Raw genomic sequence first — 21,108 nt, 5'->3', positions numbered from 1 at the left:
TCACACATTAGAGGTTTTCTTGTTCAAAGTTTGGACACGAATGGTCCCGCTTATACATTCACTACAGCGATGACATTGCGGACGGAATCGGCCGATTGATCCAGCGCCGCTTTTTCTTCGGCCGTCAGCTCCAGCTCGAAAACTCTCTCGATGCCGCTGCCGCCTAGAATCGTCGGTACGCCTAGGAAAATGTCATGGTAGCCGTATTCGCCGTCAAGGCGCGCGATGACCGGTATAATCCGTTTCTTGTCCTTGATGATGGCTTCCGCCATTTGCACCAATGAGGCTGCCGGGGCGTAATACGCACTGCCGTTGCCGAGCAGGTTGACGATTTCGCCGCCGCCGACGCGGGTGCGCTGCACAATCTCCTGAATGCGCTCCGGCGATATCAGCGTGTCGATCGGAATACCGCCGACGCTGGAATACCGCACGAGAGGCACCATGTCGTCGCCATGTCCGCCAAGCACAAAGCCGCGCACATCCTCGACGGAGACGTTCAGCTCCTGTGCGATAAACGTGCAGTAGCGGGCCGTGTCAAGGACGCCGGATTGGCCGATCACACGGTTTTTAGGGAAACCGAGCGTCTTGTAAGCGACATGCGTCATGGCGTCCACCGGATTGCTCAGGATGATCACGATCGATTCCGGCGCTACTCGTTTTACGTTGTCGCAGACCGATTTAACGATGCCTGCATTGGTGTTCACGAGGTCGTCACGGCTCATGCCCGGTTTGCGGGCAACGCCGGCCGTAATGATCACGATGTCGGAGCCAGCCGCATCATCGTAATTCGAGGTACCGATGATCTGACTGTCAAAGCCTTGAACAGGACTCGCTTCCAGCATGTCCAGCGCCTTGCCCTTGGTTGGGTTCTCCAGTTGAGGAATATCCAGCAGCACCACGTTGCCAAGTTCCTTTTGCGCGAGCATCAGCGCCGTCGTGGCACCGGTAAAACCGGCACCCACAACGGTAATCTTTTTACGAGTCAAGGCCATGATCGGATCTCTCCCCTACATGTTTTTGATAACTTCGTCAGCAAACTCGGAGCATTTAACTTCCGTCGCGCCTTCCATCAGACGGGCGAAATCGTAAGTGACCGTCTTATTGTTAATCGACGTTTCCATGCCTTTGTAGATCAGATCTGCCGCTTCCTGCCATCCCAGGTGCTCAAGCAGCATAACGCCGGACAGGATAACCGAACCCGGGTTCACAACGTCTTTGTCCGCGTATTTCGGAGCTGTTCCGTGCGTTGCTTCAAAGATCGCGTGTCCTGTCACATAGTTGATGTTCGCTCCTGGAGCGATACCGATACCGCCGATTTGGGCAGCAAGGGCGTCGGACAGATAGTCACCGTTCAGGTTCAGGGTTGCAATCACGTCGAAGTCCGTCGGACGAGTCAGCACCTGCTGGAGAGCGATGTCGGCAATCGCATCCTTGATGATGATTTTGCCTTCGGCTTCAGCGGCTTTTTGAGCGGCGTTCGCAGCGTCTACGCCGTCTTTTTCCTTGATGATGTCATATTGTGCCCAAGTGAACACTTTATCGCCAAACTCCTGTTCAGCCACTTCGTAACCCCAGTTTTTGAAGGCGCCTTCGGTGAATTTCATGATGTTGCCTTTGTGAACGAGCGTCACGCTCTTACGGCCGTGCTTGATGGCGTATTCTACTGCAGCGCGAACGAGGCGCTTGGAGCCTTCGGAAGATACCGGCTTGATTCCGATACCGGAAGTTTCAGGGAAACGGATTTTGTTAACGCCCATTTCTTCCTGGAGGAATTTGATGACCTTCTTCACTTCCTCCGAGCCTTCCTTGTACTCGATACCTGCATAGATGTCTTCTGTATTCTCGCGGAAGATGACCATATCGACCAGCTCAGGATGCTTAACCGGAGAAGGCACGCCGTTGAAGTAGCGCACAGGACGCAGGCAAACGTACAGGTCGAGCTCTTGGCGCAGGGCCACGTTCAGGGAGCGGATACCGCCGCCGATCGGCGTAGTCAAAGGTCCCTTAATTGCTACAATGTACTCGCGGATAGCTTCGAGCGTATCGTTCGGCAGCCACTCCCCGTATGTATTGTAGGCTTTTTCACCGGCAAATACTTCATACCAGGCGATTTTTTTCTCGCCGTTGTAAGCTTTCTCAACAGCCGCATCCAGAACGCGCTTGGAAGCTCTCCAAATGTCGCGGCCGGTGCCGTCGCCTTCGATGAACGGAATAACTGGATTGTTCGGAACCTGCAGCTTGCCGTTCGTTATTTCAATCTTTTCACCTTCGGTAGGGAGTGCAAATTTCTCGAGTTTCATGAATAATTCCTCCTTAAAGTTTTCTTCGGGCATGATTTCCCTGCCGGGACAAGCACAAAGCCAGAGGGAACCGCCCGTGCCCGGGTTGATCGTTCACGGTGTTCCCCCTTTTCTATTATACCTTAAGAACGCTGCTCAATCGGAACATATTTTTGATCCGTTTGGCCGACATATTCGGCACGCGGACGGATGATGCGGTTGTTCTCATATTGTTCCAGAATGTGCGCCGTCCATCCCGACACGCGGCTGATCGCAAAGATCGGCGTGAAGAGCTCCTGCTCGATGCCAAGCTGAGTATATACGGAAGCGGAGTAGAAGTCCACATTCGGCTTCAGTCCCTTCTGGCCAGTCACGATGTCCTCCACTTTGACGGACATTTCGTACAGGCTTGTATCCCCTTTCATTTCACCCAGCTCGCGGGACATCTTCTGCAGATGCTTGGCGCGGGGATCCCCGTTTTTGTAAACGCGATGGCCGAAGCCCATAATTTTGTCTTTATTGTCGAGCTTCTCTTGAATGTAAGGCTCAACTTTGTCGATGCTTCCGATTTCGTTCAGCATCTTCATGACCGCTTCGTTGGCACCGCCGTGCAGTGGGCCTTTCAGAGCGCCGATCGCCGATGTAACGCCGGAGTAGATGTCCGAAAGCGTCGCCACGGTTACGCGCGCAGCAAACGTCGAAGCGTTCAGCTCATGGTCGGCATGCAGCACGAGCGCCTGGTCGAGAGCCTTCACCGAAGTCTCTTCTGGTGTTTCACCTCTGAGCATATACAGGAAGTTTTCGGCAACCGACAAGCCTGCTTTCGGTGCGACAGGCTCCTGGCCTTTGCGGAGGCGGGCCATGGCCGCAATAATCGTAGGGAGCTGCGCCTGAAGACGGATCGCCTTGCGCTCATTGGCTTCACGGCTCATATCGTCGGCTTCCGCATCGTACAGCGCCAGGGCCGATACGGCGGAACGGAGAGCTGCCATCGTGCTCATATCTTTAGGGTACAATTTCATTTGTTCGATCAAAGCATCCGGAATTGCGGCATAGTCGCTGAGGTCCTGCTGAAGACGACTCAATTCGTCCTGATTCGGCAGTTTTCCGAACCAGAGCAGGAAAGCCACTTCTTCGAAGCTCGCGTTCGCTGCCAGGTCATCAATGTTATAACCGCGGTATGTGAGCACACCGTCGACAATCGAGCTGATGGAAGAAGCTGCGGCAACAATTCCTTCCAGACCTTTGGTAGCTGTCATCGTACATCTCTCCTTCGTATAACGGAATTTTAACAACATGCATGAACCGTGAAAACAGTTACATTTTACTGAAAAGAAAAACGTCCAGCGACGCAATCCACAGCAGACAGGCCGTGCCATAATGCCGTTAACGCGGAACCGGGCGGGCTGTACTCTCCTGTTCGGATCCCGCAAAACCGTTGTCCGCTACTCTACCTGACACCAATCGCCAAGTAATGGAACCATATATTATCATAAAGTATTTTGACGTCTATGTGAACAATTACAAGGTGACAGAAAACATCAAATTGTTTTATCAGCCAAATAAACAATTTTTTATCAGGTATGCTCTTCCTGCCGCTAACGGCGGTAAATCTTAATGTTTCCGTCTTTCATCTTCCGCTCGATCCACTTCAAAATGACATAGCGGTACAAGGGCCGAGTCAGCGGAAATACCATCGTAAACCCGATCAGGTCCGTTACAAAGCCAGGAAGGACAAGCAGCATCCCTCCGATAAACACGCATAAGCCATCCACCATGCTCCGGCCGGGAACCTGGCCTGAATTCATTTTGGCCCGCGAATCCTCCAGCACCTTGCGCCCCTCAAAGCGCATCATCAGCATGCCGATTCCTGATGTGACGATGGTCAGCAGCAGCGTATTGGCCGCTCCTACCCGGGTAGCCACCCATTCGAAGCCGAATATTTCGACCACCGGAACGATAATGATCAGGGCCAGCAGCCATTTTCTGAACGCGGTCATGCTTCTCCTCCTGTAATCGACTTGGACAGGGCCGTATACAGCGCAGGCGAGTGCTTGTCGAGCCTTACGGGCTGCCAGTCCCGGTTCAGCCACACATGTTTCGTCGAACCTGTGACAAGCACTTCTCCAGGCAGTTCTTCGCCGATCTTATACCCGCTGCCGTCAAACGTCGCCTGCTCCTGTTCGGATCGTCTTCGGATTTCATAGATATAGTCAATCCGCAGTTTGGTGAACCGCGTCATTCTCGTAAAAATCGTAATCATGTCGTCATAGCGCGCCGGCTGCACAAACTTCATGTCAAGCTCCGTGACGGGCAGAAACAAGCCCTCATCCTCCATACTGCGGTAAGTAATGCCCAATTCGCGGATCATTTCGGTCCGGCCGATTTCAAACCAGTTTAAATAATTCGCATGGTAGACGACAGCCATTTTGTCGCTTTCCTGATAGCGTACCCGGAGTGACGTCGTAAACCAGCGGCTGAGCTGAATGCCGTTATCTTTTCCCATCCTCCACTGTTCCCTTTCTTGCTGTAATTAATGTCCTTCAATTTAGTATAACATAAGGGATGCCTGCTTCTGAAATTTGCCCGGTATCAGCAAAAAAAGCCTGCCAGGAGTGAATCCTGACAGGCTTTTCTATGAAATGGATCTATCGGTAGGCTCGCGGCGGTCTGCGCCGCAGTCCTCTTATGCGTTTGGAATTTGGCTGACTTTCACCAGGTTCGTCGAACCGGATTGTCCCAGCGGAACCCCAGCCGTAATAACAACCAGATCGCCCGGTTTTACGAGACCGGACTCCAGGCCACCCTTCAAGGAGTTCTCGAACATTTCATCCGTCGATGTAGCAGTCTTGCCTGGGACCGGCGTAACGCCCCAAGTCAAAGCCAGACGACGCAGCGTGCGCTCCTGCGTAGTCACTGCGATGATCGGTGCTTCCGGACGGTACTTGGATACCATGCGTGCCGTATGGCCGGATTCCGTCGAAGAAATGATCGCCTTGGCGTTCAGATCCAGTGCGGAAATCGCCACCGATTGGCTGATCGCTTCGGTAATTGTCGTTTCTTGGGCAATCCGCTGCTTCAGGAAAATCTCGCGGTAGTTCAGCGCGGATTCAGCCTTCTCGGCGATGCGGGACATCGTCAGAACGGATTCCACCGGATATTTACCGGCAGCCGTTTCCCCGGACAGCATGATTGCATCCGTGCCGTCGAAGATCGCGTTCGCTACGTCACTCGCTTCGGCGCGTGTCGGACGCGGGTTGCGCTGCATGGAATCCAGCATTTGCGTCGCCGTAATGACCGGTTTGCCGGCAACATTACATTTTTCGATCATGCGCTTTTGTACCAGCGGTACTTCTTCGGCCGGAATTTCCACGCCGAGGTCGCCGCGGGCAACCATCAGACCGTCGGACGCTTCCAAAATTTCATCGAGGTTGTCCACGCCTTGCTGGTTCTCGATCTTGGAAATGATCTGGATGTGCTCTGCGTTGTGCTTGGCGAGCAGCTCGCGGATTTCTTGAACGTCACTTGCTTTGCGTACGAAGGAAGCTGCGATAAAATCGATGCCCTGTTCGATCCCGAATACGATATCGTTCGCGTCTTTCTCTGTGATGCCCGGCAGAGAAATCGCCACACCCGGTACGTTCACGCCTTTTTTGCTCTTGATCGTACCGCCATTGACAATACGGCATTTAATTTCAGTGCCCTCGACTTCCACAACCGTCAGGCCGATCAATCCGTCGTCGATCAGGATCGTCGAACCCGGCTGCACATCACTTGGAAGATCTTTGTACGTGATCGAAATCCGGTCTTTGTCGCCCAGAATTTCTTCGGTCGTCAGCGTGATGTACTCATCCTGCACCAGCTCGATCGGCTCCACGGCAAGCTTGCCTGTGCGGATTTCCGGTCCTTTGGTGTCAAGCAGGATGGCAACGGTTTTGCCAAGCTCGCGGCAGGCTTCGCGGATGTTCTTGATCCGGCGGCCATGCTCCTCGAAATCGCCGTGCGAGAAGTTCAAACGGGCAACGTTCATGCCGGCCATAATCAATTTTTTGGTGTTTTCCAACGATTCACTGGAAGGACCGATGGTACATACGATTTTTGTTTTACGCATTTGGGTTTCCTCCGTTTTATTCTTTAAAGTCTCTCTACCCTACATATCTTTATCCAAAGATTAAATTTACTACAAAACGAAAGTTTTGTATAGGAAGTTTGAAAGTTTGTCATAATACATCATTGCCCAGATCGAACTAATCTATCACACCGACATGCGAAGATTGTTCATAGGCAAACTTGCCGATCTTGCGGAACTTCTGATACCGGTCTTCCTTCAAGGCGGCGCTGTCAAGTCCCGACAGTTCGCCCAGATGGCGTACTAGGCTGTCCTTAATAGCAGCGGCCGTCGCCTCATAGTCCCGGTGCGCTCCGCCTTTCGGTTCCGGCACGATCTCTTCGATCACTTCGAATTCAAGCAGGTCTTTGGCCGTAATCTTCATGGCCTCGGCCGCCTGATCCGCTTTGGACGCATCCTTCCAGAGGATCGAAGCCGCTCCGTTCGGCGAAATCGCCGAATAGATCGCATGCTCCAGCATCAGCACACGGTTGCCGACGGCCATCGCAAGAGCACCGCCGCTTCCACCTTCGCCGATGACCACACAAATAACAGGAACACCCAGAGCGGCCATCTCCCGTAAATTGCGGGCGATTGCCTCGGATTGTCCCCTCTCTTCTGCTGTATTACCCGGATAAGCACCTTTTGTATCAATAAAAGTGATAATCGGGCGTTTAAATTTGTCCGCCTGATGCATCAGCCGCAGCGCTTTGCGGAAGCCTTCCGGATGCGCACTGCCAAAGAAACGGGCAATGTTGTCCTTCGTATCCTTCCCGCGCTGTTGACCGATCACGGTGACCGGAGTCCCGTTCAGCTTGGCCAGCCCGCCAATGACCGCGAGGTCATCACCAAATAGACGGTCCCCGTGCAGCTCGATGAAATCGCTGAAAATCAGCTGGATCAAATCGAGCGAAGTGGGACGCTGATGATGCCGGGCCAGATGCATTTTCTGGGCGGCCGTAATATTTGAATACACCTCTTCTTCCAATTGGGCGTATCTTTCTTCCAATCTCGCAATCTCGTCGCTAAAATCAATACCCTTGTCCGCTCCGAACTGCTTCAGCTCATTGATCTTCTGCCGCATTTCCACAAGGGGCTTTTCAAAAGGCAATTCTCCTGCCACTTAATATCCCCCTTTCACGGTATGCATCTCGATCAGCTTGTACAGCATTTGGCGCAGCTCTTTCCGGTGGACGACCAAATCCAGCTGTCCGTGCGCCAAATTGAACTCCGCCGTCTGGAAATCATCCGGGAGCTTCTGGCGGATGGTCTGCTCGATAACGATCCGTCCAGCAAAGCCGAACACAGCCCCCGGCTCCGCGATGTTAATATCGCCGAGCGTGGCAAAGCTGGCCGAAACTCCGCCTGTCGTCGGATCGGTAATGACCGAAATGTAAAGGCCGCCTTTTTCGTTAAAACGAGACAAAGCAGCACTTGTCTTCGCCATTTGCATCAAACTTAGAATACTTTCCTGCATACGCGCTCCGCCGGAGGTCGAGAAAATAATGAGCGGGAGATCCCTTTCGGTCGCAATTTCGATCGCCCGGGTAATTTTCTCACCGACGACCGAACCCATGCTTCCCGTAAAGAAATCGAAGCTCATGACAGCGACGACAACCGGGAGTCCTTCAATGGTGCCTTGTCCGGTAACAACCGCTTCGCGCAGACCCGACTTGAGCGCCTGCTGCTCCAGCTTGTTGGCATATCCCGGAAATTGGAGCGGATCGACCGATACCATACCGCTGTCGAACTCTTCAAATCCTGCATCATCCAGCGTCATTTGGATCCGTTCCAACGCATTCAGACGCATGTGGTGTCCGCAGTTGGGGCAAACCTTCAGATTTTTCTCCAGCTCTTTGCTGTATTGAATGCTGCCGCATTTTGGACATTTATTCATCAAGCCTTCGGGAATTTCCCGGCGCGGTCTTTCTTCACCCGGCTCGCTGCCTCTTCCTACACGTTCTGAAGGAATGGTCGCGTATTTTCTTTTTTTCTGGAACAAGTCTTTAAACACAACTACACCTCTCAGCCGTTAATTTGCCCAGCCGCTCTTCACTCTGCCTCTATAAACGTCACTTTGTTTCCTTAAAATTAAGGATGCAAAATGGAATTAAGCACTTCCTGGACTTCCTCCAGCTCACCAGAGGGAACCAAAATCTCGAACTGCTGCTTGGATAAATTGATCGGACGGCTTTTAACCAAAAATCCCTCTTCCGTTAATTTGGTCGTGATCATTTCCGCTACCTTGGCGGTAGGTGCGATATAGATGACCGTCCACATTCCTTGCAGAACCCCCTAATCTCATGTTCTGAGCACGTATAATAGAGTAATGATAACATAACTCCGTTTTTTCCCGCAACAAAGTGATGGGACGCGGGCAGGCCGATCAGAGGGTTCGTTCAAGGCCTTCAGGCGTTACAACCCGGAATTTCCGGAAGCGGACGGATACTGCTTGGCTCCCTTGTACCGGTGGGCGATCCTCGCGGATGCCGCGGCGGCGAGCCCGGCGACCAGATCATCGAGAAAAACGTGGATCTCGTCCTTTTTATTGTTCAGGGTATCGATAATACCGATTTTTTCTTTATCCAAAAAACCAAAACTTGTCAGTCCGATCATGCCGTACACGCTCGTAATGCCGAGCGCCAACGTCTCGTCCACTCCGTACAGTGGTTCGTCCGCCTCCATGATCGCCTGCAAAGGCTCGGGAAGAAGCTTCTTCTCCGCCAGCTCGTCAAGCGCCATCCCGGTCACCAGCGTGTACTGCACTTCCCTTTTGCCGAGGACGGCGTTCACGCTCTCCACGCATTCGTCGATCTCCAGTTCCGGATGGTACGGGATTTGCAGTTTATACACGATATCGGCAATGTCCCCGACTTTGACTCCCCTGCGGCTCAGCATGGCAATCGCTGCATCATATGACATGTTTATTCCTCCCGCACGGCACGCCCGCCCCCGGGTCCTTCGAAAAGATGCGTCTGCCCAAGGCAGCCGGGCGGCACATGATAATGTTGTCCCTAGGTGTTCCTAAGTGTATGCGGGAGGCTCGGGAAACGTTCGTAAAATCTGTGTCATTTCCGCAGAAGCCCGGAGGGTCAATGAACTATTGAACTATTGAACTGTTGCCGGCGGTTGTGCCAGCCGCCCTTTGATCCGTGCTTCTATTTAATCCGGACCGTCCCTTTTCCGAGCATGTTTTCGATCATTTCGAAAAATTCGGGCGACGGTTTGATCCGATAGTTGTCGCTGAGCGCAAGGAGCTTTTGGCTTTGCTCGTAAAAGAGCACCGTGGCCACCGGACCCGGATGCTCCTGAAGCAGCTGCTTCAGCTTGGCAAGCAGGTCCGGGTTCTCCGCTTCCGGCGTAATCTTAACGAAGACGCGCTGCTCCGCCGTTGTGGGGCGGCGCGCTTGTTCCTTCGCCGGGGCGGGTGCACCGCCGCCCTGCTCCTTGCTCGCCGGTGCGTCGGCCGGCGCAGCAGCATCGCCGGCGGCTGCCTGCGGGGCGGGGCGGCCCACAGGCGCGCCCTGTCGCCGCGAGGGCCCCGGCCCCGCGGCGAAGGATCTGCCGCCGGCTGGCGCCTGGTTCCGCTTGACCATCTGGGCAAGCGGGGCCCCGGCCAGCGGCAGCACTTCCTCGGCGAGGAGCTTGATGCCCTCGTCCTGCTGCTGCACCTTGGCGCGCAGTGCCAGCAGCTCGCCCTTGCCGACATAGCTTGCGCTGCGCTTCCAAACTTCAGGGAACAGCACCACTTCGCAGCGTTCGATCTGGTCTTCCAGCTCCATGAAGGCCATCGCTTTGCCCTGCTTGGTCGTGATCGACTTGACGGACACGACCATGCCCGCGACGACCACCTTCGCTTCATCCGCCGCCTCGGCCAGGTTCATCAGCCGCTCCACGCCCGGTTCGTCTAATACTTCATCAAAGTCGTCCAGGGGGTGGCCGGACAGATACAGACCGAGCAGATCGCGCTCGTGCTCCAGCTGCTGGGAAACGGAAAACGGCGGAATGTCGGGATATTCGATCTCCCAATTCGTCGTTTCGACAAAATCAAACAGCTGGATCTGCAGATCCTCGCGTTCCTTGCGCCATTTGACGGCGGCATCGACGGTCTCGTCCAGCATGGCGAGCAGCTGCGCGCGGTGGCCCGGCAGCGAATCGAAGGCGCCCGCCTGGATCAGCGACTCGATCACCCGTTTGTTGCAGACGCGCAGATCGATCCGGCGGCAGAAGTCGAGCAGGCTTTCGAACGGCTTCTCCTCCCGGACGCGCATCATGTTTTCCACGGCCTGGGTACCCACGTTCTTGATGGCCCCCAGCCCGAACCGGATATGCCCCGGCCCTTCGGCCGGCTGCCCGTTCTCCGCGCTTACCGCCACCGGTGTAAACAGCACGCCGCTCTCGTTGACGTCGGGCGGCAGCACCTTGATGTTCATCCGGCGGCACTCCACCACGTATTCCGCGACCTTCCGGTGGCTGCCCATGACGGCCGTCAGCATCGAGGCCATGAACTGCACCGGATAGTGCGCCTTGAGATAAGCGGTCTGGAATGCCAGAACAGCATACGCTGCCGCGTGGGCTCTCGGGAAACCGTAATCGGCAAAGCGCACGATCATGTCGTATACCTTGTTCGCATCCACTTCGGTATATCCCTGCTTCAGGCTGCCCTCCACGAAGTGGCTGCGCTCACGGTCGAGCACTTCCCGCTTCTTCTTGGATACGGCGCGCCGCAGCAGATCGGATTCCCCGAGTGAGAAGCCTGCCATCAGCGAGGCGATTTTCATGATCTGTTCCTGGTACACAATGATACCGTAGGTGTCGGCCAGGATCGGCTTCAAATCGTCATGCGGGTAGTCGACCTGGATGGTACCATGCTTCGCCTGAATGAAATTCGGGATAAACTCCATCGGACCCGGGCGGTACAGCGCCACGACCGAGATGACGTCCTCGAATACGCTTGGCTTCAGCTCTTTGAGCACCCGCCGCATGCCGGCGGACTCCAGCTGGAACACGCCGGTCGTATCTCCGCTCCCCAGCATCTCATAGGTCAGCGGGTCATTGTCCGGAACCTGCGCGAAATCCGGCGCGCTGCCGGTCATTTCCCCGATCCAGCGCATGGACCGCTCGATGATCGACAGGGTGCGCAGACCGAGAAAGTCCATTTTGAGCAGGCCGATGCTTTCCAGCTGCTCCATCGGATATTGGGTCAGCGCGGTTCGCTCGCTGCCTTCCTGCAGCGGGACCGCATCGGTCAGCGGGTCGCGCGATATGACCACACCCGCGGCGTGGGTCGACGCGTGCCGCGGCATGCCTTCGACCTTCATGGCCATATCGAGCATCTCGCGGGTTTTGGGGCTCTGCTCGTACAGCTTCTTCAGCTCGTCGCTGATTTCCATCGCCCGGCGGATGTTGATGCCGTGTGCATTCGGGATAAGCTTGGCCGCCTTGTCCACCTCGCCGTACGATACGTTCAAGGCGCGTCCCACGTCGCGTACCGCCGCGCGGGCGGCCATCGTCCCGAAGGTGATGATCTGCGCGACGTGTTCGCTTCCGTATTTATCGGCCACGTACTCGATTACTTCGTCGCGGCGTTCGTCGCTGAAGTCGATATCGATATCCGGCATGGTCACCCGCTCCGGGTTCAGGAAGCGTTCGAACAGCAGGTTGTACTTGATCGGATCAACGTTCGTGATGCGGAGCACGTAAGCGACAAGACTGCCCGCGGATGAGCCCCGTCCGGGACCGGTCACGATTCCCTGCCGGTGCGCATACGCGATAAAATCCCAAACGATGAGGAAGTAATCGCTGAACCCCATGCTGCCGATGACGCCGAGCTCGTAGTCGAGGCGCTGGAGAAGCTCTCTTTTTCCTTCTTCGGTGTCCCACAGGCCGGTCGTACTGTAGCGGCTCTCCAGTCCTTCCAGGCACAGGGTCCGCAAGTATTCGGCAGCCGTCTGCCCCTCGGGAAGCGGGCGGTATTCCGGCAGAATGGACCGGCCGAATTCCAGCTCCAGGCTGCATTTGTCCGCAATGAGGAGCGTATTGTCCAGAGCTTCCCGGACATGCGGGAACAAGCGGGCCATTTCCTCTCCGCTTTTCAGGTACAGCTGGTCGGTCTGAATCTGCAGCCGGTCCTCGTCCTCTACCGTTTTCCCCGTACCGATACAGATCAGCACGTCCTGCATGGAAGCATCCTCACGGACGAGATAGTGGACGTCGTTGGTCGCTACGAGCGGAACGTCCAGCTCCCGGGCGAGCTCGATCAGCTGCGGATTGACCCGCTTCTGTTCGGGCAGCCCATGGTCCTGCAGCTCCAGGTAAAAATCTTCGCCGAAAATGTCCCGGTACCGCAGCGCCGCCCGGCGCGCTTCCTCGGTCCGGCCGTGCAGCAGATGCTGGGGCACTTCCCCGCCGAGGCAGGCGCTCAGGCAGATGATGCCCTCATGATGTTTCGCGAGCGCATCCATATCGATGCGCGGTTTATAGTGAAAACCTTCCAAATGCCCGATGGAGCACAGCTTCATCAGATTGCGGTAACCCGTCTCGTTCTTGGCCAGCAGGATCAGGTGATAGATCGGCTGATCCTTGCGGCTGCCGCGCTCTTTGCGGGAACCGGCCGTCAGGTAGGCCTCGCAGCCGATGATCGGCTTGATGCCTTCCGCCACACAGGCTTTATAAAATGGCACCGCGCCGTACATGACCCCATGGTCAGTCAGTGCCAGCGCCTTCATTCCGTTCTCCGCGGCTCGCCGGACAAGGTCCGAGATCCGTGCCGCTCCATCCAGAAGGCTGTATTCGCTATGCACGTGAAGATGCACAAATGAACTCATGTCTCGTCTCCTTTTCGCCGCAGTGATCACTGGTTTTTAACGTTTCATGCACTATTTATTATTTTATCATAATCCGCCTAGGACCGCCCATAGAATGGAATAAGGAAACCGCTGGACAAGGCGTTTCCGACCTCCTTGGGAAAGGACTGGGAATCATGAGCGTGTTTTTATCCAAAGCCATACTGGATTTCTTTATCGCTTTCGGCATCGTGCTGGGCGGTGCGATGGTCGGCGGGATCGGTGCAGTCATCTCGCTGCAATCACCGACACACACCATGCTCGAGGTGGCCGATCGGATTAAAATATGGGCGATGGCGGCGGCGATCGGCGGCACGATCGATCCGATGCGGGTCATCGAGAGCAATTTTATGGGGGGCAATCTTTCCCCCGCCATCAAGCAGGTTCTGTTTCTCCTCTTCGCCTTCCTCGGCGCCCATATGGGCAGCGAGCTGGTCAAATGGGTTTGCGGCGGCAGGGAGTAGCCGATGCGAATTCCTCCGTTCAGCCGATACCGCCATTTCTCCCAGCTGACCGCCGTCTTCGTCTTGGGCGCCGTTATCGGAAGCGTCGTGTATAATTCGGTGTTCCACTCCAGCTTTGACATGCTTTGGGCGTCCAATCAGGACCTGGAGCTTCGGATCCAGCAATACGAGGACGACATCAAAACGCTGAAAAAATACAACAATCAGCAAACCGTGATCAAGGAAATCAAAATCCGTGCGGAGCAGCAGGACCCGCCTCTCGATCCGGTCATCGTCAAGGAAGTGATCCGCAAACTCGGCGAGGATCTGGAGGTGCTGCGGGGCCGGAACATTTTCGATATCGACGAGGACAGCAAAATCGCCCGGAACCTCCTCAATCGTAAAATTTACAGGGTGCGCGATAAGGAATATTCCATCGAAATCAAGACGATGCTGGTGGCGGAGGGCGTGCTCCAGATATGGATCGACATCGAGCCTCAAAGTGTCGCTTCGGTCGGCAAATCGTGATACAATGAGGAATATTGAAGTTATTGACAGTAAAGGAGCTGCAGCATTCGATGATTTCCGTCATCCGCTATTGCCTATTTGCGCTGCTGGTGATTACCTGTTTATGTTCCGCTTACTACAGCTACCGCGCCCGGCGTTCCGCCGATGTCCGTGACCGGGGCTTGTACGGCTCGAATATGAATATCTGCCTTGGAATAATGCTGATCGTGCTTGCGCTGATCTGCATGTTTATTTTCCATGGATCGACCGCCGCGGTCGTTATCGAGGGGCTGTTCCTCGTCCTCGGGGCGTTCAATATTTTCGCGGGCATCCGCAATCGGGGCCATTTCAGCCGCATGAAATCCTCAGATACGAAAGCTTGAACCTGGTGTTGCAATTGCGCAGTGTAATCTGAATCTTCCAAGCGTGGACAAGACCCAAACTTTATCGTTCGGGAGATAATCGGGGCAGGCCACAAACAACAAATAACCGGCCGTATCTTTGATCAAAGATGCTGCCGGTTATATTTATGTCTGGCTAAGACCATGGCCAATTCGGCCATGCCCGTTACCTGTTATCCATGCTCGATAGAATGAAGCGTCAGCACGGCTTTGGCCACCAGGCTGTCGTCATGCAGCATTTCGATTTCGATCTTGCACGTCCGCCGGCTCGCCTCCAGCAGCCGCGGCATGACGGTCACCGGGTCCTCGATCTGCACCGGGCGGACGAAGTATGTCGACATGTTATCCAGGACAAAGTCATTCCCCGTCATATCCTTCGCCGCCCGCAGCGCCGCCTGCGTCATCACCGTGGTCAGGATGCCTTCTGAAATCGTACCGAGATCCGTCGCCATCTGCGGCGTAATAAAACCGTGGAAAAAGAGCCGCCCCTCCTCATCCCGCTCATCCGCAAATCCGTTCCAGATCAAATGGTCGAACGTCTCGCCGAGCTGCGGCTGCTTGCGGGCGTCGCGCATGGCCTGAAGCACTTCCTTCCGCGACACGGTCGCCACCAGCTTGCGGTTGCGGTCGACGATCGGCAGAAAGTCCACACCTTCCCACATCATAAGCTGTGCTGCGGACGCGAGCGAGGTTTGCAGTCCGGCCGTGACCGGATTGCGGACCAGCAGCTTCTCGATGCTCTGCCCATCGGGCAGGTCCTTCATATCGCTCCGGTTCACGATACCGAGCACCCGGTTCCACTCATCGATGACCGGCAGCCGCAGCTGTCCGGTCTGATCCGCCAGCGCTTTGCAATCCGCCACGGTGCTCGACAGCTTGAGGGCGTGGATTTTGGCCCGGGTGTTGACGATGTCCTCCACGATCATAATTTTCTTCTTGATCAGGCGGTCGAAAATGGCCCGGTTGATCAGCGATGCCACCGTAAACGTGTCGTGGCGCGATGAAAAAATCGGCAGGTCGAGCGTGTCGGCCAGCTCCTTGACCTCCCGGCTCGTACCGAATCCGCCGGTAATGAGCACGCCCGCTCCCTGCTCCAGCGCCAGCGAATGCGCGTCAGCCCGGTTGCCGACGATGAGCAGGCTGCCCGCGTCGATGTAACGGGCCATGGCGTCCACCTCCATGGCGCCGATGACGTATTTATGCAGATGTTTATTCAGTCCATCGGCTCCGCCGATCATGTGGCCTTCCACGATCTCGACCACGTCGGCGAAGGTGAGCTGCTCGGAAATATTCCGCGGCTTCTTCTCGACCCGGACGGTGCCGATCCTTTCCTTGGTCACGACGATGCCCAGGTTTTCGGCGTCCTTAACCGCCCGATAAGCAGTCCCTTCGCTAACGGACATTTCCTTCGCCAGCTTGCGGACCGAAATCTTGGTGCCAATTTTCAGCCCTTCGATATGCTGCAGCAGCTGCTCATGTTTCGTAATCGTTTCATCGCGGCCCTCCAACTGTTACACCCCCACGTTTCTATCTGTACCATACTGTACTATTATAGCATGGTTGAGGCCGGAAAATAACAACGCAAAAAAAGCCGCCTCCACGCAATAACATTGCGCAAGACAGCTTTTGATCGCATTTATACATTTTCCTGGCGCTGCTGTGTTTCCTCCGGCCATTTCAGCTGCCACTGCTGCAGCTTGGCTTTACGAATGCTCTCCAGCGCTCTTTGTTTCTCTTCGTCCACCCCAAGCAAATAATGCAGGTGCGAGCCGATTATCAGAAAGGCAAACACGGCCCAGGCCGCTCCGAACCCGGAAGCCCAGGTCCATCCGCCGCTGAAGTTGATCCGGGGCAGAGCGTACACCAGCATCGCCAGAGCGAGAAGTAGGTAAATGGAATGCTTCAGTTTGCTTCTTTTTTTCATCTCATCGCAGCTCCTTCATTTGGTAACTCTATATTTCTACTCTATGAAGGGGTCTGCGAAAATATGAGAAAAGTTTTGTCCAACCTACAGGCTTTGTCCCCCGTACAGATGTTGGAGGCTGTCCGAAATGATTTTGTTCACGTCCTCGATGATCGTGCTGAGGCGGCGCTCCGCTTCAAACAACCGGCGGATGTTCAGGTTCAGGCTGAGCACGTCGAAGAGCTTCTCCATCTTCTCCATCTCCTCCTGGGATGGCATATCCCCGGACATCATCCGCTGCTGAATTTCCATCTGCCGCTGGCGGAAATCCTCAAGCATTTGTTTGCTCTCCGGATCCGCTTCAATCAGACTCATCGCCGAGCTGATTTCCTGGACCTCCGAGCTTTCCTTTAGGGCTTTGGCCAAATCGTGCGCTTTGTCATAAATGTTCATAGGTTGTCATTTCCTCCTTAAATTTGGGCAGTTACCAATCGGCGTGTTTTATGGGAGACGGACCGCTGACTCCCGCGGAAGTAAATCCTGCGATCATTGCAAGCTTTTGCTTTGCTCACAGCTTATCAATCCGACCGTCTCAGTAAAAATGAAGGGCTGAAATCCCGGTTTTTATAAAAGTGGGTCAATCACCAAGGGATATATGTCCTCATATGATGCATTACATGCAATATTGCAGATGCTCCTTATCTGCCCTGTAGACATCAAGTTGTTGTTGGAAGGAGATCCACGATGTCCAAAAAAAAGCTACCGGTCCAAACGTTCAGCCCGGGCATTGTGAAAGAAAACACCGTCATGCTCGGCGAGAGACTGATCAAACAGTGGAAGATTCCCACCGACCGGCCTCTGCAGCTGTCCTTTGGTTCCTTTAGACAAGAGATCACCGTTATTTCCGCAGCAAAATATTCCGGCCTGCGCATCAGCGAGCCACTGGCCCGCAAAATGGGCTTAGCGTCCCGTCCCGTGCTCCGAGTGGCATACAGCCCATCCAGCAAAACGCTCAGGCTGGGTCCGCTCATCAGTGTCCTGATCAGCCGGGATTATCCTGACACGCCGGAAAAGCCGTTCGGTTCCATTTCCATGTTCTGCAGGGAACTCGTCAACGCCTGCCGCAAGCAGGGTGCATACGTATACTTCTTCACTCCGAATCACATCACCGAGAGTGCAAGCAGCATACAGGGCTGGATCTATGACGGCGGATGGCGCCAGACAACGATGCCTATCGCAGATGTCATCAATAACCGCCTGACGACACGCAAAATGGAGAATAAACCTAGCGTACAGCATTTTATGAAAGAAGTAAAATCCCGCTACGGGAGCCACATATTCAACGAAAAGTTTTTGGACAAAAATGAAGTGTTCGACACGCTGAAGCAGGACTCCTCCTTATCCCGGCTGATGCCGGAATCGCACCTGCTGACCGGCTATTCCATCCTGAAGAAGATGTGCAGCCAGTATCCGGTCGTGTTTCTGAAACCGGTGCGGGGCAGCCTCGGCAAAGGGATCATCCGGATCTCCAGGCAGTCTGACGGCACCTACCAAACTTTGGCGACATCGGTGGGCGGCCCCAAAAAACAAAGCTATCCCAATCTTAACAAACTTTTTACCAACGTCTCCGGAAAGATGAAGAGCACCCGCTACCAAATTCAGCAAGGCTTGACGCTCATCGACCACAGCAATCGGCCCATCGATTTCCGTGCGCTCGTCCAAAAGAACGGGCTCGGCAAATGGAGCGTGACCTCGGTCGTAGCCCGGATCGCGGGCGGGAACCATTTTGTCTCGAACCTCGCCAGAGGCGGAACCCTCAGCACCGTAAAGGAAGCTGTGAACCGCTGCGCCCTCCCGTCGGCCGTGAAAAGCACCGCACACGCCAAGCTGCAGCGGGCCTCGCTGGACATCGCCAAAGGCCTGGATGCGCTGCTGCCCGCCCATTTCGGCGAACTCGGCATCGACCTGGCTATGGATACCTCCGGTAAAATATGGCTGCTCGAGGTTAATTCCAAGCCTTCCAAAAACGACAATACGCCGCTCCATGAACAGAAAATAAGGCCTTCCGTCAAACGCCTGCTGGAATACTGCGCCTTCTTGTCAGGGTTTTAGGAGGTGCCGCGATGAAAAGAACCATAATCGGAACCATTGGAATCCTAAGTTCCTCCACACCGGGCTCCCCTCCCTTCTCGGGAGAAGGATACGCCCGCCGATTGGCTGTGGCCGGCAGGAAATACGGTATTCAGGTCGTCGTTTTTTGCCCTGACGGCGTGCCGGAGGGACAGAGAAGCATCCATGGATATATCTTCAGCGATGGGGCGTGGCACGCTGCCACGGTCCCCTTTCCGGATATCGTCTACGACCGCTGTTTTCCGCATCGAGGCAACGAATACCGGGCAGCGGCGAGGTTGCTTGCGGACGCGCCTACAGGGAAGAGGTGGATCCTGTGGTCCCGCGGACTTCCCGGGAAAGGGCATGTGGACCAAGTACTTCGTAAGGAGCCTGGCCTGCTGCCGTTTCTTCCCCCGACTGCCGTCTATCGCGGGAGCAGCCAACTGCTGCGCACCTTGGAGAAATATGACGGCGAGCTGTTCATGAAGCCGATGAGCGGATCCCAGGGAAAAAATACGCTTCGCGTCACGCGCCATGCCGCAGACGGATCTCTGACGATCCGGGGAAGAAGCGCAAGCAACCTGCCGTTTGTGAAGCATTTCGACGATACGAGTTCAGGCCTAACATGGATCCGGCGGTTTACCGGGGACCGTTCGTACCTGATTCAGCCCTTCCTGCATTTGTACAACGCAGACGGCGCCCCTTTTGACGTAAGAGTGCTGATGCAAAAAAATGAAACGGGTTCGTGGATGCATACCGGCATGGCGCTGCGCCTGGGCAACCCGGACAGCATTACCTCAAACCTTCACGGCGGAGGAAAACCTCTGTCTGTCCTGCCTTTTCTGACCGAACAATTCGGGGCTGACCGGGCAGAACACATAAGGGATCGTCTTCATAATCTGTCGGAGAAGATTCCGCCGATTCTGGAAAGCCGTTATGGCCGGCTCGGAGAACTGGGTATCGATTTTGGCATTGATACGAAAGGGAGAATCTGGCTGCTTGAAGTCAATTCCAAACCGGGGCGCACCTCCTTCCGGCACATTGGGGAACCAGGCAGCGATGTTCTCGCTACGGAAAATCCGCTCCGTTATGCCCGCTATTTATTGCTTCGACAACTTAGGAGGGTAAATTGATGAGTTTGACATTTTGTAATGTTCATTTTTCGCAGCAGCCCGAGAAAGTCGTCTACATTTCGAATTCGCTGATGAAAAGCCTCAAGCTGTCCGGCAAAAAGAATATTCAGCTCCGTCTGGGAAAAGACATGGTTAACGCAACCGTTAAGCCCATAAAAAAGACGGGTAAGCATCTGTTCCTCAGCTCCGGTGTCCGAAGCGGCATCCACGTTCCAAACGCCGGCGGGGTCATGCTGAGAAATCTCCAGGAGGACGAAGTCCAGCTCGGTCCTCTGATCGGCGTGCTCTCGGATGGACCCAGCACGTCGCCATCGCAGCCGTTCGCTTCCCGGACGAATTTTATCAAACAGCTTCTCCGCGAGGGGAAAAGGAAGTCGTATATTTTCGCCTTTACGCCTAAGGACATCAACTGGCAGCAGGAGACGGTCCGGGGCTATTTTCTGAACGACAACGGCACCTTTTACCGTAAAACCGTTCCGCTGCCCGATGTCGTCTACAACCGCCTCCCAAGCCGGAAAGCGGAAACCTCCTCTTCCATCAATCAGCTCAGAGAGCGGCTGACCCGCAAGAGAATCCCGTTTTTTAACTGGAGCTTCTTCAACAAATCCGACATCTACCGCCTGCTTGAAGACGACAACACGGTGAACCGGTACGTGCCCGAATCCCATATCAACCCTTCCCCGGAACGGATCAAGGATATGCTTGAAAGGCATCAGTTTCTGTACTATAAGCCTTCCGCAGGAAGCTTGGGAAAAGGCATCTATCGTTTGACTTACCTCCCGAAAAGGGGATATTTCGCCCGTTACCGCAAGGGAGGCGGCAACGTCCTGCTTCGTTTCAGCAACTTCAACAGCTTGATGCGGATGCTTAAATCCAGACATGGCCGGACCCTGGAAACGTATGTCATTCAGCAGGGAATCCGGCTGGTCGAAATCGACAACTGCCCGATTGACTTCCGCTTCCATATGCATAAGAACGGCAGCAACAAATGGGTTGTTGTCGGTGTCGGCGCCAAAAAGGCCGGCCGCGGCAGCGTAACGACCCACCTGAAGAATGGCGGCTCCCTCCTTACTCCTGAACAGGCATTGAGCCGGACCTTTGGCGACAGATCCGACGAGGTGCTGCAAAACGCCAAAAAAGTCGCGATTACCCTGGCCGAAGCGATTGAGTTTCATCACCAGCATCTCCTTGGAGAAATCGGTTTTGACCTGGGTATCGACCAAGACGAGAAGGTGTGGATGTTTGAAGCGAACGCCAAGCCGGGCCGTTCCATTTTCAGCCATCCTTCCCTCAAAGCGGAAGGCAAGGCATCCGTTGAGCATATTCTTGAACACTGCCTGTATTTGAGCAAGTTCCGCAGGAGGGATGTGGAGTGAA

At 54.8% G+C, this 21,108-nt stretch carries 20 protein-coding genes; 6 read left to right on the top strand and 14 right to left on the bottom strand.

All coding sequences use genetic code 11. The features are described from left to right. Positions 1-50 precede the first annotated feature (50 nt). From mdh to KI379_RS03375, 11 genes are all read right to left on the bottom strand, one after another. Positions 51-992, bottom strand: coding sequence for a malate dehydrogenase (gene mdh / locus KI379_RS03425; protein ID WP_145136058.1), 942 nt, complete (start codon positions 990-992; stop codon positions 51-53). A gap of 15 nt (positions 993-1,007) precedes the next feature. Further along, on the bottom strand, positions 1,008-2,300 hold the full coding sequence (icd, locus tag KI379_RS03420; protein ID WP_076170464.1) for an NADP-dependent isocitrate dehydrogenase: 1,293 nt from the start codon (positions 2,298-2,300) through the stop codon (positions 1,008-1,010). 122 nt (positions 2,301-2,422) lie between these two features. Then, positions 2,423-3,538 carry a citrate synthase gene (citZ, locus tag KI379_RS03415; protein WP_089545820.1) on the bottom strand — a complete coding sequence of 372 codons (1,116 nt, stop codon included), beginning with the start codon at positions 3,536-3,538 and terminating at the stop codon, positions 2,423-2,425. A gap of 339 nt (positions 3,539-3,877) precedes the next feature. Then, on the bottom strand, positions 3,878-4,279 hold the full coding sequence (locus KI379_RS03410; RefSeq protein ID WP_076170466.1) for an FxsA family protein: 402 nt from the start codon (positions 4,277-4,279) through the stop codon (positions 3,878-3,880). Then, entirely contained in the window at positions 4,276-4,785 is a 510-nt protein-coding gene (locus KI379_RS03405) for an acyl-CoA thioesterase (RefSeq protein ID WP_212982776.1), read from the bottom strand. Before KI379_RS03405 ends, KI379_RS03410 begins: the two co-directional genes overlap by 4 nt. Positions 4,786-4,965: 180 nt before the next feature. Continuing rightward, on the bottom strand, positions 4,966-6,390 hold the full coding sequence (gene pyk / locus KI379_RS03400) for a pyruvate kinase (protein ID WP_076170468.1): 1,425 nt from the start codon (positions 6,388-6,390) through the stop codon (positions 4,966-4,968). Between the two features lie 136 nt (positions 6,391-6,526). Further along, positions 6,527-7,510 (bottom strand): acetyl-CoA carboxylase carboxyltransferase subunit alpha, encoded by a 984-nt coding sequence (locus KI379_RS03395; RefSeq protein ID WP_076170469.1) that lies wholly within the window; start codon positions 7,508-7,510, stop codon positions 6,527-6,529. After that, on the bottom strand, positions 7,511-8,401 hold the full coding sequence (accD, locus tag KI379_RS03390) for an acetyl-CoA carboxylase, carboxyltransferase subunit beta (RefSeq protein ID WP_076170470.1): 891 nt from the start codon (positions 8,399-8,401) through the stop codon (positions 7,511-7,513). It abuts the gene before it with no gap. Between the two features lie 77 nt (positions 8,402-8,478). Next, positions 8,479-8,667 (bottom strand): glutamate decarboxylase, encoded by a 189-nt coding sequence (locus KI379_RS03385; protein ID WP_076170471.1) that lies wholly within the window; start codon positions 8,665-8,667, stop codon positions 8,479-8,481. A 135-nt stretch (positions 8,668-8,802) separates the two neighbouring features. Continuing rightward, complete coding sequence (locus KI379_RS03380; RefSeq protein WP_089545818.1) at positions 8,803-9,309, bottom strand: phosphatidylglycerophosphatase A family protein; 507 nt, start codon at positions 9,307-9,309, stop codon at positions 8,803-8,805. Between the two features lie 236 nt (positions 9,310-9,545). Further along, positions 9,546-13,214 carry a DNA polymerase III subunit alpha gene (locus KI379_RS03375; RefSeq protein ID WP_212982775.1) on the bottom strand — a complete coding sequence of 1,223 codons (3,669 nt, stop codon included), beginning with the start codon at positions 13,212-13,214 and terminating at the stop codon, positions 9,546-9,548. Positions 13,215-13,369: 155 nt separating this feature from the next. On the opposite strand from KI379_RS03375, the gene KI379_RS03370 reads away from it, so the two are divergent. Genes KI379_RS03370 through KI379_RS03360 form a run of 3 tightly spaced genes read left to right on the top strand, consistent with a single transcriptional unit; the run spans position 13,370 to position 14,565 of the window. After that, a complete protein-coding gene (locus KI379_RS03370; protein ID WP_076170474.1) occupies positions 13,370-13,696 on the top strand; it encodes a YtrH family sporulation protein in 327 nt (108 codons plus the stop codon). A 3-nt stretch (positions 13,697-13,699) separates the two neighbouring features. Then, the gene (locus KI379_RS03365) at positions 13,700-14,203 is read left to right on the top strand and encodes a hypothetical protein (protein WP_076170475.1); all 504 of its coding nucleotides are present in this window, start codon (positions 13,700-13,702) and stop codon (positions 14,201-14,203) included. Between the two features lie 14 nt (positions 14,204-14,217). Further along, on the top strand, positions 14,218-14,565 hold the full coding sequence (locus KI379_RS03360) for a YtpI family protein (RefSeq protein ID WP_306433629.1): 348 nt from the start codon (positions 14,218-14,220) through the stop codon (positions 14,563-14,565). A 191-nt stretch (positions 14,566-14,756) separates the two neighbouring features. On the opposite strand, the gene KI379_RS03355 is transcribed toward KI379_RS03360, so the two are convergent. From KI379_RS03355 to KI379_RS03345, 3 genes are all read right to left on the bottom strand, one after another. After that, positions 14,757-16,091, bottom strand: a complete 1,335-nt coding sequence (locus KI379_RS03355) for a DRTGG domain-containing protein (RefSeq protein WP_089545815.1) — start codon at positions 16,089-16,091, stop codon at positions 14,757-14,759. A 128-nt stretch (positions 16,092-16,219) separates the two neighbouring features. Then, a complete protein-coding gene (locus KI379_RS03350; RefSeq protein ID WP_212982774.1) occupies positions 16,220-16,507 on the bottom strand; it encodes a hypothetical protein in 288 nt (95 codons plus the stop codon). An 84-nt stretch (positions 16,508-16,591) separates the two neighbouring features. Further along, a complete protein-coding gene (locus tag KI379_RS03345) occupies positions 16,592-16,939 on the bottom strand; it encodes a YlbF family regulator (protein WP_089545814.1) in 348 nt (115 codons plus the stop codon). Positions 16,940-17,230: 291 nt separating this feature from the next. Between KI379_RS03345 and KI379_RS03340 the strand changes: the two genes are divergently transcribed. From KI379_RS03340 to KI379_RS03330, 3 genes are read left to right on the top strand one after another with little or no spacing between them, the layout of a single operon-like run. Further along, a complete protein-coding gene (locus KI379_RS03340) occupies positions 17,231-18,598 on the top strand; it encodes a YheC/YheD family endospore coat-associated protein (protein WP_076170479.1) in 1,368 nt (455 codons plus the stop codon). Between the two features lie 11 nt (positions 18,599-18,609). Beyond that, entirely contained in the window at positions 18,610-19,731 is a 1,122-nt protein-coding gene (locus KI379_RS03335) for a YheC/YheD family endospore coat-associated protein (RefSeq protein WP_212982773.1), read from the top strand. Beyond that, positions 19,731-21,107, top strand: coding sequence for a YheC/YheD family endospore coat-associated protein (locus KI379_RS03330; protein ID WP_076170481.1), 1,377 nt, complete (start codon positions 19,731-19,733; stop codon positions 21,105-21,107). Before KI379_RS03335 ends, KI379_RS03330 begins: the two co-directional genes overlap by 1 nt. The last annotated feature ends 1 nt before the right edge of the window (position 21,108 follow it).

It is taken from the genome of Paenibacillus cineris, assembly GCF_018333335.1.
GTDB lineage: Bacteria > Bacillota > Bacilli > Paenibacillales > Paenibacillaceae > Paenibacillus_AQ > Paenibacillus_AQ favisporus.
The sequence above is the reverse complement of the archived record's forward strand: the minus strand, read 5'-3'. Positions and strand labels throughout refer to the sequence as shown.

Coding starts and splice junctions, on each gene's coding strand:
- mdh (WP_145136058.1), bottom strand. CDS start 992: ATGGCCTTGACTCGTAAAAAGATTACCGTTGTGGGTGCCGGTTTTACC.
- icd (WP_076170464.1), bottom strand. CDS start 2,300: ATGAAACTCGAGAAATTTGCACTCCCTACCGAAGGTGAAAAGATTGAA.
- citZ (WP_089545820.1), bottom strand. CDS start 3,538: ATGACAGCTACCAAAGGTCTGGAAGGAATTGTTGCCGCAGCTTCTTCC.
- KI379_RS03410 (WP_076170466.1), bottom strand. CDS start 4,279: ATGACCGCGTTCAGAAAATGGCTGCTGGCCCTGATCATTATCGTTCCG.
- KI379_RS03405 (WP_212982776.1), bottom strand. CDS start 4,785: ATGGGAAAAGATAACGGCATTCAGCTCAGCCGCTGGTTTACGACGTCA.
- pyk (WP_076170468.1), bottom strand. CDS start 6,390: ATGCGTAAAACAAAAATCGTATGTACCATCGGTCCTTCCAGTGAATCG.
- KI379_RS03385 (WP_076170471.1), bottom strand. CDS start 8,667: ATGTGGACGGTCATCTATATCGCACCTACCGCCAAGGTAGCGGAAATG.
- KI379_RS03380 (WP_089545818.1), bottom strand. CDS start 9,309: ATGTCATATGATGCAGCGATTGCCATGCTGAGCCGCAGGGGAGTCAAA.
- KI379_RS03375 (WP_212982775.1), bottom strand. CDS start 13,214: ATGAGTTCATTTGTGCATCTTCACGTGCATAGCGAATACAGCCTTCTG.
- KI379_RS03370 (WP_076170474.1), top strand. CDS start 13,370: ATGAGCGTGTTTTTATCCAAAGCCATACTGGATTTCTTTATCGCTTTC.
- KI379_RS03365 (WP_076170475.1), top strand. CDS start 13,700: ATGCGAATTCCTCCGTTCAGCCGATACCGCCATTTCTCCCAGCTGACC.
- KI379_RS03350 (WP_212982774.1), bottom strand. CDS start 16,507: ATGAAAAAAAGAAGCAAACTGAAGCATTCCATTTACCTACTTCTCGCT.
- KI379_RS03345 (WP_089545814.1), bottom strand. CDS start 16,939: ATGAACATTTATGACAAAGCGCACGATTTGGCCAAAGCCCTAAAGGAA.
- KI379_RS03340 (WP_076170479.1), top strand. CDS start 17,231: ATGTCCAAAAAAAAGCTACCGGTCCAAACGTTCAGCCCGGGCATTGTG.
- KI379_RS03335 (WP_212982773.1), top strand. CDS start 18,610: ATGAAAAGAACCATAATCGGAACCATTGGAATCCTAAGTTCCTCCACA.
- KI379_RS03330 (WP_076170481.1), top strand. CDS start 19,731: ATGAGTTTGACATTTTGTAATGTTCATTTTTCGCAGCAGCCCGAGAAA.